Here is a 15,939-nt window from a genome sequence, read left to right as displayed (position 1 = left end):
CCTGTGGTAAGAATTAACAAAATAATAAGACCCTTTTGGAAACCCGAGGCAGAGAGCATGAAACTTACAGGAAAAATCGTTCTTCTCGTCGCAGGCCTTGCGCTTGCGGCCTGTACCAACCCGGGCCGTTTCGGCAATGATGCCGGCGGCGGCGCAGGCGGCGGGGGCATCGGCAGCGGCGCGATTGTGCCGGGCAGTGCGAATGATCCGACCTCCACAGCCTATTTCAACCAGACGGTCGGCGACCGGGTTCTTTTTGCTGTGGATCAGTCTGATGTTACAGCAGAAGGCCAGGCGGTGCTCAACGGCCAGGCGACATGGCTGCTCTCCAACACCGATTTCACAGCTGTGATCGAAGGTCACGCTGATGAGCAGGGCACGCGGGAATACAACGTCGCTCTGGGCGCACGACGCGCAAATGCGGTACGGGAATACCTTATTTCCCGCGGTGTTGCGGGCAACCGTCTGCGGACGGTCAGCTATGGCAAGGAGCGCCCTATCGAAATCTGCAGCAATGAAGCCTGCTATGCCAAAAACCGCCGCGCGGTGACCGTGCTGGCCGGTGGTCTGTCGGGATAAAGCCATGCGCAGGTTCGCGGCGATTGCTCTTTGTGTGTGCCTGCTCCCCACGTGGGGTGCGGCGCAGGATAATGCCGAAACGCTGGCTGATATCCGCCAGGAGCTGACGGTGCTGTTTGTTGAGATGCAGAAGTTACGGCGCGAGTTGTCCACGACCGGCGCACCGACTGTGCAGACCGGTGGCGAAACGGTTCTGGAACGCGTTGCTGTGATCGAGCGCGAAATGCAGCGCCTGACATCAAAGACAGAAGAGCTGGAATTCCGGATCAACCGTATTGTTGAGGACGGCACGAACCGCATTGGCGATCTGGAGTTCCGCCTTGTAGAGCTTGAGGGCGGCGACATCGCATCGCTTGGCGAAACGAGCACTCTTGGTGGCGACACCGGGGGCGGACAGGCTGTAACGGGTGGCGGGTCGGCGGCACCGGTTACGGACCCGGGCACCGGGACGCAACTCGCGGTTGGCGAAGAAGATGATTTCAAAAGTGCCCAGCAGGCTCTTGCGGATGGCAACTATCAGGCAGCCGCAGACCAGTTCGCAGCTTTCAGCCAGAACTATCCTGGCGGGCCACTGGCCGCAGGCGCCGATCTGGGCCGCGGCGAAGCGCTCGATGCGCTGGGCAACACCCGGGAAGCGGCACGCGCTTATCTGTCAAGTTTTGGCGCAGCACCCACCGGGCCACTTGCCGCTCAGGCCCTGTTCCGCCTTGGCCGGTCCCTGGGGCAGCTGGAACAGACCTCCGAGGCCTGTGTGACACTCGGCGAGGTCCCGATCCGTTTCCCGGAAGATCCGGCAGCGGGCGAAGCGCAGGCCGAAATGCAGAGACTTGGCTGCGGATAACCGCGTGCACGCGGCGCTTATCTCAAAACTGACGAATGGCTTGCGGGCCGGACCGGGCGGCCCGCTTGGTGTTGCTGTGTCGGGGGGCAGCGATTCAGTTGCCCTGTTGCATCTGCTGGCCGGTCACGCACCGGTACGTGATGCCGGTCTGTCTTGTGTAACCGTCGATCATGGGCTGCGTCCAGAGGCGGCGGAAGAGGCCGCTTTTGTCTCGCAGTTGTGCAGCGGACTGGGCATTGCGCATCAGACGCTGCAGTGGCGCGGGTGGGACGGAAAGGGCAACACACAGGATGCCGCCCGCCAGGCGCGGTACGGGCTGATTGCCGGATGGGCAGGCCAGCGGGGTATCACGGCAGTGGCGCTGGGGCATACGCAGGATGATCAGGCAGAGACGGTTCTGATGCGCCTGGCGCGGGGTGCCGGGGTGGACGGTCTCTCGGCGATGGCCCCGCGGCGGGACGCCCACGGCATTTCCTGGCTGCGCCCGCTTCTGGACGCCGGTCGTCAGGAACTGCGCAATTACCTGACAGGCCAGGGCATCGCCTGGAAAGACGATCCCGGAAACGAAAACCCGGATTATGAACGAATCCGTGCCCGTACTGCTTTGCAGGATTTTGCACCGCTCGGTATCGACGCAAAACGACTTGCGATGATCGCGGGGCATATGGCTGATGCCCGCGAGGTCCTGCAACAACACATGCTGAGCGTCGCGGATTCTCTGATTGCGGTTGATGGCGGGGCCGTGCGCCTGCCGTGGGAGGCTTTTTCGGAACTGCCCGCCGAGACCAAGAGGCGGCTGATCACCGGGGTCATGCGGTGGATGAACGGCGGGGGCTATGCGCCGCGGCACAGCGCTGTGGCGGCATTTCTCTCGTCTTTGCAGGATGCGGGCGCTGGTACCGCCGCCGGAACCCAGGGGCTGGTGCGACGTGATGTCCTGTGGATGTTTCGCGAGTACGCTGTCGTTCGGGACCTCAGGGGCGCACCAGGCATGGTCTGGGACCATCGATGGACACTGACAGGTCCGGCCCCCCCAAGCGGCGCCTGCGTGGGTGCTCTTGGACCGGAGGGCCTTAAAACCTGCGAAAACTGGCGCGATACCGGCATGCCGCGCGCCGCGCTGCTGGCTACACCGGCAGTCAGAACCGGTGAAACGCTGGTGGCAGCGCCTGTTGCACAGACCGTAAGCAACTGGGAAACAGGGCCCGAATGCACAAAAGCTGCCCTGCTTTCGGCACTTTTATCGCATTGAAGATAGCGGATGAGTGTCTATCTTTACCTCAACCGACTATGATACGAGATGCGCAATCAGCGCAGCATTAGGAGATTTTCCTTGGGAAACGCACGCAACTTCGCATTCTGGATCGTTCTGTTCTTACTGATCCTTGCGCTGTTTAACCTCTTCAGCGGCCCTGGCAGCACGCTGCAAAGCCGCGAAATCAGCTATTCCGAGTTCGTCAATGCGGTCGAATCGGGCCAGGTCAGCAATGTTACGCTGGACGGTGAACAGGTCCGTTTCCGCCAGTCTGATGGCACGGACTATGTCGCGATCAAACCTGCGGATGCAGAAATTACACAGCTGCTGATCGAAAACGAAGTTGCGGTCCGCGCAGAACAGCAACAGCAGTCGGGTTTCCAGACCTTCCTGATGTCTTTGCTGCCTTTCCTGCTGCTGATCGGCGTCTGGGTCTATTTCATGAACCGGATGCAGGGTGGTGGCAAAGGTGGTGCGATGGGCTTTGGCAAGTCCAAGGCAAAAATGCTGACCGAAAAGCATGGCCGCGTGACCTTTGACGATGTCGCCGGCATCGACGAGGCCAAGGAAGAGCTGGAAGAAATCGTCGAGTTTCTCCGCAACCCGCAGAAGTTCAGCCGCCTGGGTGGTAAAATTCCAAAAGGCGCGCTGCTTGAGGGCCCTCCGGGTACCGGTAAAACGCTGCTTGCCCGTGCCATTGCCGGTGAAGCAGGTGTACCGTTCTTCACCATTTCCGGCTCAGATTTTGTTGAGATGTTCGTTGGTGTCGGTGCGAGCCGCGTCCGCGATATGTTCGAGCAGGCGAAAAAGAACGCACCCTGTATTGTCTTTATCGACGAGATTGATGCCGTCGGTCGCCATCGTGGTGCCGGTTACGGCGGCGGTAACGATGAACGCGAACAGACGCTCAACCAGCTCCTGGTCGAGATGGACGGTTTTGAGGCCAATGAGGGTGTTATCATCATTGCCGCGACCAACCGTAAGGACGTTCTTGATCCCGCGCTTCTGCGCCCGGGACGTTTTGACCGTCAGGTGACCGTGGGCAACCCGGACATCAAAGGCCGCGAGAAGATTCTGGGTGTGCATGCCCGCAAGACGCCTCTGGGTCCGGATGTGGATCTGCGCATCATTGCGCGGGGTACGCCTGGCTTTTCCGGTGCAGACCTTGCCAACCTGGTGAACGAAGCGGCACTGGGTGCTGCGCGCGTAGGCAGGCGCTTTGTGTCGATGATCGATTTTGAAAGCGCAAAGGACAAGATCATGATGGGGGCAGAGCGCCGATCCATGGTGATGACCGATGCGCAGAAGGAAATGACAGCATACCATGAGGCCGGCCATGCACTGGTGGGTATGCTTCTGCCCAAATGTGACCCTGTCTACAAGGCGACCATCATTCCCCGTGGCGGAGCACTTGGTATGGTGATGAGCCTGCCGGAGATGGACCGTCTGAACATGTTCAAGGACGAGTGCCACCAGCGTCTTGCGATGACCATGGCGGGCAAGGCGGCCGAGATCTTTAAGTATGGGCCGGAGGCTGTTTCAAACGGCCCTGCGGGCGACATCATGCAGGCGTCGGGCCTTGCCCGGGCGATGGTTCTTCAGTGGGGGATGTCTGACAAGGTCGGTAACATCGACTATTCAGAGGCCGCGCAGGGGTATCAGGGCAACACTGCCGGCTTCTCGGTTTCGGCGAATACCAAAGAACTGATCGAGGAAGAGGTCCAGAAGTTCATCCAGGACGGTTATGAGTGGGCGCTGAAACTCATTCAGGAGAACGAAGAGAAGTTCGAGCGTCTGGCCCAGGGCCTTCTGGAATATGAGACACTGACGGGTGATGAGATCCAGCGCGTCATGGATGGCCAGCCACCAGTGCCGCCGGCGGATGAAGACGACAAGCCGGACAGCGGTTCCGCGCCAAGCCTGACGGGTATTCCCAAGGCAAAATCAAAGAGCCGTAAGACCCCGCCGTCTGATGACGGTCTGGAGCCGGAACCGTCGACCTGATCAATGGTGCTGAACGGCAGCTAACATATTGTCATGGGGCCCCGCGGTTGCGGGGCCTTTTCTTTTGCGCATACGCATTGCAGGCTGGCGGAAACTTGTTTGTTCCACGGAGACCACCATGCCCGCGCTGAAACCAACCGACTTTTCCGCAACAGTGACATGGCTGGGTCGGGTGACGGATCAGGAAACCGACCTGCGTTCCGAAACGCTGGACTCAGCCGCCCTCAGCTTTGACGGGATCGAGGGAGAGATGCACGGGGGGCCAACCCGCCCTTCGTGTTCGCGTACGCTCGCTCAACACCCGAGAGGCACGACCATCCGCAATGTGCGCCAGCTGACAATCCTGTCCCGCGAAGAACTGGACCAGATCGCGGCAGAAGCAGGTCAGAAGGTCATCGCACCGGAGCTGCTCGGCGCGTCGATGGTCATCGAAGGCATCCCGGACTTCACCCTTGTTCCACCATCCTCGCGCCTGCAGCTGCCTGACGGTGCCTGCCTGGTGATCGATATGGAAAACCGCCCCTGTACCTATCTCGGGCGCGACATCGCCAAAGACCACCCGGAGTTTGGCCCAAAGTTCAAACCGGCCGCCCGTAACCGCCGTGGCGTGACCGCCTGGGTCGAGCGGGAGGGCCGTGTGAGCGTAGGGGACCGCATGACACTGCACATCCCGGACCAGCCTGTCTGGGCGCACCTGGACGCCGCCCGTCGGTAGCATTCGTTTCCGAAAAGAAACGATCATCGCCTTTGCCGACGCAACCGACAGCGGAAATGTCGGAAATACCCCCTGTCGGGTCAGGCATGCCTGTGTATGCAGAGAGCAGCAACACTGCCCGACGCGGGCGACCTCAGGGGGATTCTTCCATGGCCTACAAATCCGATATCGAAATAGCGCGCGCCGCGTCCAAGCAGCCCATCCAGGAGATCGGGGCGAAGCTGGGTATCGGCAGCGATGATCTGCTGCCCTATGGCCATGACAAGGCCAAGGTGAGCCAGAAGTTCATCAACTCGGTTCAGGGCAATACAGATGGTAAGCTGATCCTTGTGACGGCCATTAACCCGACACCGGCTGGTGAGGGCAAGACCACAACGACCGTCGGTCTGGGCGATGGCCTGAATCGGATCGGTAAAAAGGCAGCTGTCTGTATACGGGAAGCATCGCTCGGTCCCAACTTTGGTATGAAAGGCGGCGCAGCAGGGGGAGGCTATGCCCAGGTCGTGCCAATGGAAGAGATGAACCTGCATTTCACAGGCGACTTTCATGCGATCACCTCTGCGCACTCGCTGCTGAGCGCGATGATCGACAACCACATCTACTGGGGCAACGCGCTGGAGATTGACACACGCCGCGTTGTCTGGCGCCGCGTGGTTGACATGAACGACCGGGCGCTGCGCCAGATCACAGCATCGCTGGGCGGTGTGGCCAACGGTTTCCCGCGGGAAGCGGGCTTTGATATCACGGTGGCATCCGAGGTCATGGCGATCCTGTGCCTGTCCAAAGACCTCAGCGATCTGCAGAAACGTCTGGGCGATATGATCGTGGCCTATCGCCGTGACCGCTCGCCGGTGTTCGCGCGCGACATCAAAGCGGACGGTGCCATGACCGTGCTCCTGAAAGATGCAATGCAGCCGAACCTGGTGCAGACACTGGAAAATAACCCTGCCTTTGTACATGGCGGTCCGTTCGCAAACATCGCACATGGTTGTAACTCCGTCATCGCGACGACAACGGCTCTGAAACTGGCGGACTATGTGGTGACAGAAGCGGGTTTTGGTGCTGACCTCGGCGCCGAAAAATTCCTCAACATCAAATGCCGCAAAGCGGGCCTTGCACCGTCCTGTGTCGTCGTTGTGGCCACCGTGCGTGCAATGAAGATGAACGGCGGTGTCGCCAAGGCCGATCTGGGTGCCGAAAACGTCGACGCGGTCAGGAATGGCTGCGCGAACCTCGGTCGCCATATCGAAAACGTGAAATCCTTTGGTGTGCCTGTTGTTGTCGCCATCAACCACTTTGTGACCGACACAGATGCCGAGGTTCAGGCGGTCAAAGATTACGTTGCCGGCCAGGGCGCCGAAGCGGTTCTGTCACGCCACTGGGAGCTGGGCTCTGAGGGGTCTGCGGATCTGGCCACCAAGGTCGTTGAAACCATTGAAAAGGGCGAAGCGGATTTTGCGCCGATCTACCCGGACGACATGAGCCTTGCGGACAAGATCAACACCATTGCGACGAAAATCTACCGCGCGGACAGTGCGCAGATGGATCAGAAAATCCTCAACCAGCTGAAGGACTGGGAGGATCAGGGCTATGGCAGTCTGCCGGTCTGTATGGCCAAGACGCAGTACAGCTTTACGACCGACCCGAACGAGCGCGGTGCGCCCACAGGTTTTGATATCCCTGTACGCGAAGTGCGTCTGAGTGCCGGTGCGGGCTTTGTGGTGGCGATCTGCGGTGAGATCATGACCATGCCTGGCCTGCCGCGCGTCCCGTCCGCGGAAAGCATCCGCCTGAATGCAGACGGCGAGGTCGAGGGATTGTTCTGATCGCAGCGCCTCACGAGACAGTGTTCAGAGGACAGCAGGCTTGCCCTCTGAGCAAAGCAGCCGCAAGCTGATCACATGATTTGAAAAAGGACATCATCATGACCAGACTGATCGCTGCTCTCTTTGCCATTGTCTTTGCAGGCGCGGTTTCCGCCGAAGACCGTTATGTTGGATACTACTATCCGGAAGTTACCTCTGAGGAGACTTTTGACCGGGTGATCCGTGCCAGCCAGGGTGCCGGTAAGGCCGTGCGCGTTGACTTTGTGAATGTGCTGACCACGGCACAGCTTGAGGCGCCGGAAAGCCCGCGATTTGTGTTCTTTGCCAAAGGTGAAGACGCCGCGACGCTGATCCTGACGGCGTTGGATGATGACGTTTTTTCAACGCTTTATCGTGCGCGGGCCCTGATGGCGCAGCTGACGGTATCGGTGCGCAGAGGCGGTTTTTTCCGTCAGGAAGAACTTCAGTATGTCGCTACGTTCTACGACCTGCTGCAGCTGATGCAGTTTGACGAACTGCTGATCACAGATGGTGAAACCTGGACCCACAGGGTCACCTTTTCAAGATAACAGGAAGACACAGATGACAGCTACGACCATAGACGGAAAAGCCTTTGCAGCACAGGTGCGCGGAAAGGTTGCGGAGCATGTGACCCGCCTGAAAGCGGATCACGGTATCACGCCGGGTCTGGCTGTCGTACTTGTCGGAGAGGATCCGGCAAGCCAGGTCTATGTGCGTTCAAAAGGTAAAATGACCGTCGAAGCCGGCATGAAATCTGTCGAACACAGACTGGATGCCGACACGTCCGAAGCCGACCTTCTGGCGGTTGTCGACCAGCTGAACAACGACCCGGAAATCCACGGTATTCTTGTCCAGCTGCCATTGCCGGGGCATCTCAACGAGGATCTGGTGATCAACTCCATCAACCCCGAAAAAGACGTGGACGGGTTCCATATTTCCAACGTGGGGCTGCTGGGCACCGGACAGAAGAGCATGGTGCCCTGCACGCCGCTGGGCTGTCTGATGATGCTGCGCGCGCACCACGGCTCTCTTTCCGGAATGGACGCGGTGGTCATCGGGCGCAGTAACATTGTTGGCAAACCGATGGCGCAACTGTTGCTGGGTGACAGCTGCACTGTAACCATTGCACACAGTCGCACCAAAGACCTGGCTGACGTTGTGCAGCGTGCAGATATCGTGGTAGCCGCCGTGGGCCGTCCGGAAATGGTACCAGGCGACTGGATCAAACCGGGTGCTACCGTCATCGACGTGGGCATCAACCGTCTTGACGCGCCGGAACGGGGCGAGGGCAAAACCCGCCTCGTCGGCGATGTGCACTATGAAAGCTGTGCAGAGGTCGCCGGTGCAATCACGCCTGTTCCGGGCGGTGTCGGACCGATGACGATTGCCTGTCTGCTGGCGAATACGGTGACCGCATGTTGCCGCGCCAACGGTCTGGCCGAGCCGGAAGGTCTGACGGCCTGAACTACGGCGGTTTCAGGCCAGAACAGGTACCATCGTGCCCTGCAGGACGGCGATCAGTACCGCGTCATCACCCGTGACCGCATGCACCTCGGAGCTGACGACCACAAGCCGCCGGCCAGGTTTAATCACCCGGCCGGTCGCACGCAGATAATCACCGCGGGCGGGAGCCAGCAGGTTGATCTTTATCTCAGCGGTGACCACTTCCTGTTCCGGCGGCATCGTCGTGAGGGCGGCATAGCCCGCCGCGCTGTCGCCGATCGAGAATGTCAGCCCGGCGTGGCCAAAGCCCTGTTGTTGCTGACTGCCTGGCAGAATAGGCGCCCGGATAACGACCCGTCCGTGTCCAACTTCCTCAAGCGTGGCGCCCAGCGTGGCCATCATGGACTGCGCGCCAAAGCTGGCTGAAATGCGATCGTTTTCCGGGTCTGTCATGCGGTTGGCTCCCGTCCTGGCATGGGCATGGGCACGCGCAGAGGCTGCGGGCCGGTGAGAACGGCGAAAGTGCCGGGCTGCATAAGATCGGCAAGAGCAGCGTCACGCGCGTGCAGGCCACCTGTGTACGTACCATAGGCAGGCATGATCATACGTCTGTCGTCGAACAGAAAAGCCGGACGTGTTACCCGGCGTCCCCGCGTCTGCACAGATGCTTTAGGGTGGTAATGTCCGGAGATTTCGCCGTGTGTGCCGGTCTGCGCGATGTGCCTGAAAGTCAGTGGCCCAAGGGTCAGATCCTGCAGGTGCGTGCCACCGAACTCAACCGGACCCGGGTCATGGTTCCCTTCGATCCAGATCCACCGGCGACCGGCCTGCAGTCTGGTGATCCACAGGCGTTCGTCGTCAGGCATTGCATCAGCGGCGGCCAGATCGTCGAAGCTGTCGCCAAGGCAGACCACCTGACGCGCATTGGCAAAGGCGAGGTCTTCGCCGAGACGGGTGAGCGTATCCCGCGTCTCATAGGGGGGGAGCGACTGGCCGCCGCGGCGCGCGACGCGTTCTGACTTACCAAGATGCAGGTCTGATACGCACAGCAGCGCCTGATCCGGCCACCAGAGCGCCCCTGATCCAAGCGCCTTCAGCGCAGCACCGGAAAAGGAGATGTCGTGATAGTTCATGCTTTGTTCATGCCGCAGTTAAAGCTGTTGCGCAAGCTGTCAGTAGCCCATCCGCCATTTGGGTTTATCCGCGGGTGGCGGCGTGATCTGTGCGAGCCCTGAACTCTCCATCAGACGTTCTGCTTCCTCGGCGAGAAGGCGTTCCTCTGCGGCGCCCCTGACCGGCACCCGACCCATCTCGAGGAACAAGGGTGCAGCCAGCGGGCTGACCCGGTCCAGTTCCCTGTGGTCGATGCGACCTGCAACCCGTTCGGCCATTTCCTCGATCCGGCCAAAATCGACAAGGCCCCGCAATGCTTCCTGGCGCGTGATGTCGAGCAGCAGGTGTTCCGGATCATATTTCTGGAGCGTGTCATACAGAATGTCGGAGCTGAACGTCGCCTGTCGCCCGTTTTTACGCGCCGATGGCGTATTGCGCTGGATCAGACCCGCAATTGTAGCACTTGCTCTGAATGTGCGTTTCATCACCGCATTACCCGCAAGCCAGGTCTCAAGCCCGTCCTGCAGCGTGTTCAGCTCAAACAGCGGGGCCGGGTCGGTTACACGGTCCAGGCCCCAGATCAGTGTGGCATAATCCGTGGCGACAAAGCCCAGCGGGTTCAGGCCCGCGTCCTCCATACGTTTTGTCAGCAGCAGACCCAGGGTTTGCTGGCCGTTGCGCCCGGCAAACCCATAGACAACCGTTTGTTCGCGCCCGTCATGGGCAAAGCTTTCTATCAGCAGACGTCCGGGGGCGGGAAGGGCGCTGACCTGCCGCTGCAAAGCCAGCCAGTCCGCTGTGTGCGCGGGCAGGTCCGGCCAGTCCTGCTGCTGGAACATGTCAATCACGCGCGCGCTCAGTTGTGTGGAGGTTGCGAACTTTGTGCCGGCAAATGTGGCGACCTTTGGCTTTTTTGCAGCATTGCGGCTGACCTCGACCGTCATTTCGCGCAGGCCTTCGTACCGCACGATCTGCCCGCCGATCAGGAAGGTGTCGCCCGGTGTCAGGGAGGCGGCAAACCCTTCCTCGATCTCTCCCAGTGGTTTTCCGCCCCGGCTGCGCCGCAAACGCACCTTGAGCGTGTCTGTGTCCTGGATGGTGCCGATGTTCATGCGGATCTGCCGGGCGGCGCGCGGGTCGCGTAGCTGCCATGTCCCGTCGGCGTTCTGCAACAGCCTCTGCCACTGGTCATAGACCCGCAGTGCATAGCCGCCGGTGGCACAGAAATCGAGACACCTGTCGAACGCGTCCCGTGTCAGATCTGCATATGCCCCGACCGAGGTGACCTCATCAAAAAGGTCGGATGCGCTGAACGGCCCCGCACAGGCGGTAATAAGGATGTGCTGGCAGAGCACGTCACGCGGCCCCGGACCACGTGGCTCGCCGTCCAGGGCGCCTTCGCGCACCGCATCAAGAGCTGCAACACATTCGACAACCTCAAAACGGTTGGCAGGGACCAGCAGCGCTTTTGAAGGGGCGTTATAGCGGTGATTGGCACGGCCGATCCGCTGGACCAGGCGTTTGACGTTTTTGGGAGCGCCAATCTGGATCACCAGATCCACGTCGCCCCAGTCAATGCCAAGATCCAGACTGCCGGTGCAGACAATGGCGCGCAGATCACCGCGGACCATTGCCGCCTCGACTTTTTCGCGTTGCTGGCGGTCAAGCGAGCCGTGATGGATGCCGATCGGCAACCCATCATCGTTGGCAAGCCACAGATTGTGGAAGAAAATTTCAGCCTGTGCGCGGGTATTGTGAAAAATCAGTGTCGTCTTGTGCCTGCGAACTTCTTCCAGGACCGCCGGGATCGAATAGGCCGCGTTTCCGCCTGCCCAGGGCGGGGCTTCATCCGTGGTCAGCATGGCGATGTCCGGCGCGGGGCCGGGATCTGCCAGCAGGATCTCGCAGGGGTCCGGATGACGGGCGAGCATCCTGGCGATGGCCTGCGGATCATCGACCGTGGCCGACAGCCCGACGCGGCGCAGATCCGGGCACAGGCGCTGCAGGCGCCCCAGTGCGAGCATCAACTGGTCGCCGCGCTTGGACTCTGCCAGAGCGTGAATTTCATCCACCACGACGCGCTTAAGCCCGGCAAACATCCTTGGCGCGTCCTCGTAACTTGTGAGCAGTGCCAGACTTTCGGGGGTCGTCAGCAGAATGTGCGGCGGGTCTGCGCGCTGGCGTTTTTTCCGGCTCGCGGGCGTGTCTCCGGTGCGGTCCTCAATGCGGATCGGTAACCCCAGCTCGGTCACCGGCGTGGTCAGGTTGCGTTTGATATCAGCTGCGAGTGCCTTGAGCGGAGAAATGTAAAGCGTGTGCAGCCCCTCGTGCGGGGTTGCGGACAGATCGGTGAGCGTGGGCAGAAAACCCGCGAGGGTCTTGCCGCCACCGGTCGGCGCAATCAGCAGCAGCGCAGGGTCGTCTGCACGTTCGAGCATTGCCATCTGGTGGGGGTGAACTGTCCAGCCACGTTTGCTGAACCAGTTTCTGAATGTATCGGGGAGCAGGTGCATGAGGCGGACGATAGCGCATGCCGGGTTGGGGACCAGCCCCGAAAGCGCCCGGAGTGTATCGGCCTGAAGGGTTCAGCCGCGTGGTCTGAGTGTCCGGATGGTGTCGCGGACACATCGGGGCAGGGCGGTGTTGGCGCCGGCTGGCGCGGCATCAAGCGCACTTTCGATGTCTTTCACAAGAATCCCGATGGTGTTTTCCGCATCCATGCCGTCGTTGAAGAATTCTATGTCTGTGCCACCCGAAGCGAACCAGTTCTGACCGGAAGACGTATGTATGAGGGCCAGAAGGCGTTCAGGGTCAAGGCCGCTTTTCTCTGCCCAGTCGAGCACCAGACGCGTCATGGCGGTGCTGGAGGCCGCGAGCAGGTTGTTGAGTACCTTCGCCTGCATACCGGCACCAAAGGCACCCATAACGTGAATGGCTGATCCCATCGCATTCAGCATCGGACGGACCGCGTCGATTTCAGCTGTATCCCCACCCAGCATGAATGTCAGGCGCGCTTCCTCAGCTGCGATCTGAGCGCCGGACATGGGCGCATCAACCAAAGTGACATGCGATGGGATCAGGTCGCGCAAGCCGGCCACATAAACCGGGCTGAGAGTGGAGCAGATCAGGATGCGTTCAAGGCCCGGAACGGCAGCAAAGGCCTGCTCTCCAAAAAGAACGTTGTGGGTCTGCGGAATATCCCTGACGACGGTGATCAGTGTCTTCAGACCTCTGGAAAACTCCGCCGCGCTGGTTGTGGTTCCGGGCAGTGCAAGTGGTCGGATGTCAAAGCCGCGCGCGTCAAAACCCGACGCCCGCAGGGCGGTCAGCATCGGACCGCCCATCCGGCCGCATCCGGCGACCCCGATCATTTCACGATGTGTTCGTCCTTGACGAACATGTTGGCCCATGCCCGATCCACCAGATCGGGGGACATCTGGTAGGGGATCCCTTCGAATTCGCAGATGGAAATCATCTGATCGATCAGGAAGATCGGCTGGTAGTTGGCATAGACGTTGTCGATTTCCGGGTAGCGTACTTTGAGAAGGTGAACCAGCGTCGCCTCATCAAGCGGCATTTTCCGTTTTTTGGCGACCATTGCGAAAATCTTCAGGAAGTTTTCCTGGCTTGGCCCGTCGATCTTGATCTTGAAAAAGATCCGGCGCAGGGCGGCCTGGTCAAAGATCTCGTTCGGGTGGAAGTTGGTCGAGAAAATTACCAGCGTATCAAAAGGAACTTCAAATTTCTCACCGGACTGCAGCGCCAGGATGTCTTTGCTCTCTTCGAGCGGGACGATCCAGCGGTTAACGATGCTTTGCGGAGGCTCTTTCTGGCGCCCAAGGTCATCGACGATAAAGATACCGCCGGTAGATTTCAGCTGAAGCGGGGCCTGATAGGTCCGGGCTGTCGGGTTATAGACCAGGTCGAGCATGTCGAGAGACAGTTCACCACCGGTGATTACAGTCGGTCGCTCGCACTTTACATAGCGCATGTCATAAGGTGTTGCACGGCGCAGGGAGTTGGGGTTGTCAGCCAGCTCTTCGGCGGCCGAATGCACGATCGGGTCATAGACAGTGATCACCTGACCCGCGTATTCGATCGCGCGCGGGACATATACCTTGTCCCCCAGTGCATCGCGGATACCATTTGAAATCGAAGACTTACCGTTTCCTGGCGGGCCGTACATCAGGATCGACCGTCCCGCTGAGACAGCAGGCCCCAGATGGCCCAGCAGACTGTCGGGCAGAACGAGGTGGCCCATGGCCCCGGTCAGCTGGTCACGGGTGACCTGCAGGTTGCGCACCGACTGCCGCTTGACCTGTTCACGGTACACATCCAGCGGTACCGGCATTGCCCCGAAATATTCTGACTGTGCCAGCGCATCGAGCGCACGCGCCTTGCCCTGTTCTGTCAGCTGATAGCCCATCTCATTGCCGTTGTTGGCGTTGAGCGTTCCCGTTGCCTCGAGAAGCCGCTGGGTGCGGGCCATGTCCACCAGTTCCTGGGTCACAGGGATCGGCAGGCAGATCGCTTTGCTGAGATCACTGACCATGTCGATGTTTTTGCGGAACATCGTTTTGAGCACAATGTCACGCATCATCACGGTCGGCAGGCGCATTTCGTCCAGCGTCCGGGGGGGCGGTGGCGACATTACATTCGCGGTCTGCATATTCATCTGTGTCATCCCTCGCGTCAGGCCATTCCCCGGCGGGAACCGGGCGTTACACTGTCACCTAAAGGGAAAAAATGGCTTAATTCAGGCACCATTGAGTGCGGCGAGGCACAAGTAGAGGGCAAGCGTGGGGCCAAGAGCGAGCCCCATTGGAAAGCGCTTTCCTGTCTCCCAGCTGTCCCAGTCAGGTGCCAGGCGTCGCAGCGGTGTTGCGCGTGCGATGCGATGTGTACACCAGGCCGCGAGGAGCATTGCCGCGAAAAGCGCCAGGACCAGCCGAAGGTCACCGAGGGCCACGTAGGGGGCGGATGCCGCGATAAATTTGGCGTCGCCTGCACCCATAGCGCCTGCGGCGTTCAGTACAATGCCAAGCACCAGCATGATCGCCAGTTGCCCCAGCTGCCAGCCGTACTGGGGCAGATCTGCCATCACAAAGGGACCCAGCACCACAAAAATGCCTGTGAGCACCATCACCGCCTTGTTGGTGATTTTCATGCGGGCAAGATCCGTCCACGCCACGTAGAGGCAGACAGGCACAACAAATGGCAGGAACCACCATGCAGCAAAGGATGACAGTGCCATCTTATCAGCCGGAGGCGGTCTTGTTATCCAGAGCCTCAAGGGCGCGTACCGCGGGCTCGAAATACTGCGGATGGGTGTCTATCGCATCGCGCAGCAGGCCTTTGCCCGTGGTCACATCGCCGCGTTTTATCGCTGACAGGCCCATCGTGTGCAGCAGCTGCGCCCGTTCGATCTGTGTCATCGGAATGACCGGCAGGCTGTAATCACCGCGCGCGCCGCGGGCGAGCACCAGATTGTTTTTTGCCGTAAAGAGCGTGTCATCCTGGCGGATCGCTTCACCAAACAGACGTTCAGCATCACGCAGATCTCCGCGTGTCAGCTTGGAATAGCCCCAGTTATTCAGCACGTTAGCTGGTGTTGTGGTCAGACCGGTTGCGATTTCGTAAAAACTGTCAGCCCGGTCCCATTCTTCGTTGCTGTCGGCAACCATCGCCTCGAGCCGGTATCGGCCAAAGGTTTCATGGGTTGGCGGTATCGTGTCGAGAACCGTTTCGGCTGTTGCCCAGTCGCCGGAGCGGATCAGGCTGTCAGCCCGGTTAACGCTGTCTTCCGGCACAGTGTCCGGGTGTTCTGTGACCAGCTTCCATGCGCCCGCAGCTTCGGTATACCGTTTGGCGCGCACATAGGAAACCGCAAGCCCGCGGCGGATATCGATCCGGTCGGGGTTTTCCCTGATGGTGCGGCTGAAATACGCGACGGCCTCGTTGGGGTCAGCCACCGTCAGCATTACGTCGGAAAGATCGGTTTCGTCGATTACGTTGACGTCCTGAAAGGCCCGCTCAACTGTTTCATCACCGGTAGGTGCACATGCAGCTACGGCAATAACGCCCGCCAGAGTGGCGGACAGATATACTGGTCGGCGCATTTTTGCGTCCTTTTCCTGCTCTT

15 protein-coding genes are annotated in these 15,939 nt (G+C 60.1%); 8 read left to right on the top strand and 7 right to left on the bottom strand.

Annotated elements, in window-relative coordinates:
- Positions 1-57: 57 nt before the first annotated feature.
- The 8 genes from pal (at position 58) to folD (ending at position 8,705) form a co-directional block, all read left to right on the top strand.
- Entirely contained in the window at positions 58-579 is a 522-nt protein-coding gene (gene pal, locus Q0792_RS16260) for a peptidoglycan-associated lipoprotein Pal (RefSeq protein WP_298843143.1), read from the top strand.
- A 4-nt stretch (positions 580-583) separates the two neighbouring features.
- Positions 584-1,420, top strand: a complete 837-nt coding sequence (gene ybgF / locus Q0792_RS16255; RefSeq protein ID WP_298843140.1) for a tol-pal system protein YbgF — start codon at positions 584-586, stop codon at positions 1,418-1,420.
- A gap of 4 nt (positions 1,421-1,424) precedes the next feature.
- Positions 1,425-2,672, top strand: a complete 1,248-nt coding sequence (gene tilS / locus Q0792_RS16250; RefSeq protein ID WP_298843136.1) for a tRNA lysidine(34) synthetase TilS — start codon at positions 1,425-1,427, stop codon at positions 2,670-2,672.
- 81 nt (positions 2,673-2,753) lie between these two features.
- Entirely contained in the window at positions 2,754-4,679 is a 1,926-nt protein-coding gene (ftsH, locus tag Q0792_RS16245; RefSeq protein ID WP_298843133.1) for an ATP-dependent zinc metalloprotease FtsH, read from the top strand.
- A gap of 118 nt (positions 4,680-4,797) precedes the next feature.
- Entirely contained in the window at positions 4,798-5,394 is a 597-nt protein-coding gene (locus Q0792_RS16240; protein WP_298843130.1) for an MOSC domain-containing protein, read from the top strand.
- Positions 5,395-5,543: 149 nt separating this feature from the next.
- A complete protein-coding gene (locus tag Q0792_RS16235; protein ID WP_298843128.1) occupies positions 5,544-7,220 on the top strand; it encodes a formate--tetrahydrofolate ligase in 1,677 nt (558 codons plus the stop codon).
- A 98-nt stretch (positions 7,221-7,318) separates the two neighbouring features.
- Positions 7,319-7,789 (top strand): hypothetical protein, encoded by a 471-nt coding sequence (locus Q0792_RS16230; protein ID WP_298843125.1) that lies wholly within the window; start codon positions 7,319-7,321, stop codon positions 7,787-7,789.
- A gap of 13 nt (positions 7,790-7,802) precedes the next feature.
- Positions 7,803-8,705 (top strand): bifunctional methylenetetrahydrofolate dehydrogenase/methenyltetrahydrofolate cyclohydrolase FolD, encoded by a 903-nt coding sequence (gene folD / locus Q0792_RS16225; RefSeq protein WP_298843122.1) that lies wholly within the window; start codon positions 7,803-7,805, stop codon positions 8,703-8,705.
- A 12-nt stretch (positions 8,706-8,717) separates the two neighbouring features.
- On the opposite strand, the gene Q0792_RS16220 is transcribed toward folD, so the two are convergent.
- The 7 genes from Q0792_RS16220 to Q0792_RS16190 form a co-directional block, all read right to left on the bottom strand.
- Positions 8,718-9,137 carry a PaaI family thioesterase gene (locus tag Q0792_RS16220; protein WP_298843119.1) on the bottom strand — a complete coding sequence of 140 codons (420 nt, stop codon included), beginning with the start codon at positions 9,135-9,137 and terminating at the stop codon, positions 8,718-8,720.
- Positions 9,134-9,817, bottom strand: a complete 684-nt coding sequence (pdeM, locus tag Q0792_RS16215; protein ID WP_298843116.1) for a ligase-associated DNA damage response endonuclease PdeM — start codon at positions 9,815-9,817, stop codon at positions 9,134-9,136. Before pdeM ends, Q0792_RS16220 begins: the two co-directional genes overlap by 4 nt.
- Positions 9,818-9,856: 39 nt before the next feature.
- Entirely contained in the window at positions 9,857-12,310 is a 2,454-nt protein-coding gene (locus Q0792_RS16210) for a ligase-associated DNA damage response DEXH box helicase (protein ID WP_298843113.1), read from the bottom strand.
- Positions 12,311-12,382: 72 nt separating this feature from the next.
- Complete coding sequence (locus Q0792_RS16205) at positions 12,383-13,168, bottom strand: NAD(P)-binding domain-containing protein (RefSeq protein WP_298843110.1); 786 nt, start codon at positions 13,166-13,168, stop codon at positions 12,383-12,385.
- Positions 13,165-14,472, bottom strand: a complete 1,308-nt coding sequence (locus Q0792_RS16200) for an ATPase (protein WP_298843107.1) — start codon at positions 14,470-14,472, stop codon at positions 13,165-13,167. Before Q0792_RS16200 ends, Q0792_RS16205 begins: the two co-directional genes overlap by 4 nt.
- Positions 14,473-14,553: 81 nt before the next feature.
- The gene (locus tag Q0792_RS16195; RefSeq protein WP_298843104.1) at positions 14,554-15,051 is read right to left on the bottom strand and encodes a prepilin peptidase; all 498 of its coding nucleotides are present in this window, start codon (positions 15,049-15,051) and stop codon (positions 14,554-14,556) included.
- A gap of 4 nt (positions 15,052-15,055) precedes the next feature.
- On the bottom strand, positions 15,056-15,916 hold the full coding sequence (locus tag Q0792_RS16190) for a tetratricopeptide repeat protein (protein WP_298843101.1): 861 nt from the start codon (positions 15,914-15,916) through the stop codon (positions 15,056-15,058).
- Positions 15,917-15,939 lie beyond the last annotated feature (23 nt).

Origin of the sequence: uncultured Roseobacter sp. (assembly GCF_947495025.1) — a bacterium.
Taxonomy (GTDB): domain Bacteria; phylum Pseudomonadota; class Alphaproteobacteria; order Rhodobacterales; family Rhodobacteraceae; genus Roseobacter.
Note: the sequence above shows the minus strand (reverse complement) of the source record. Positions and strands in the feature narration are given on the sequence as shown.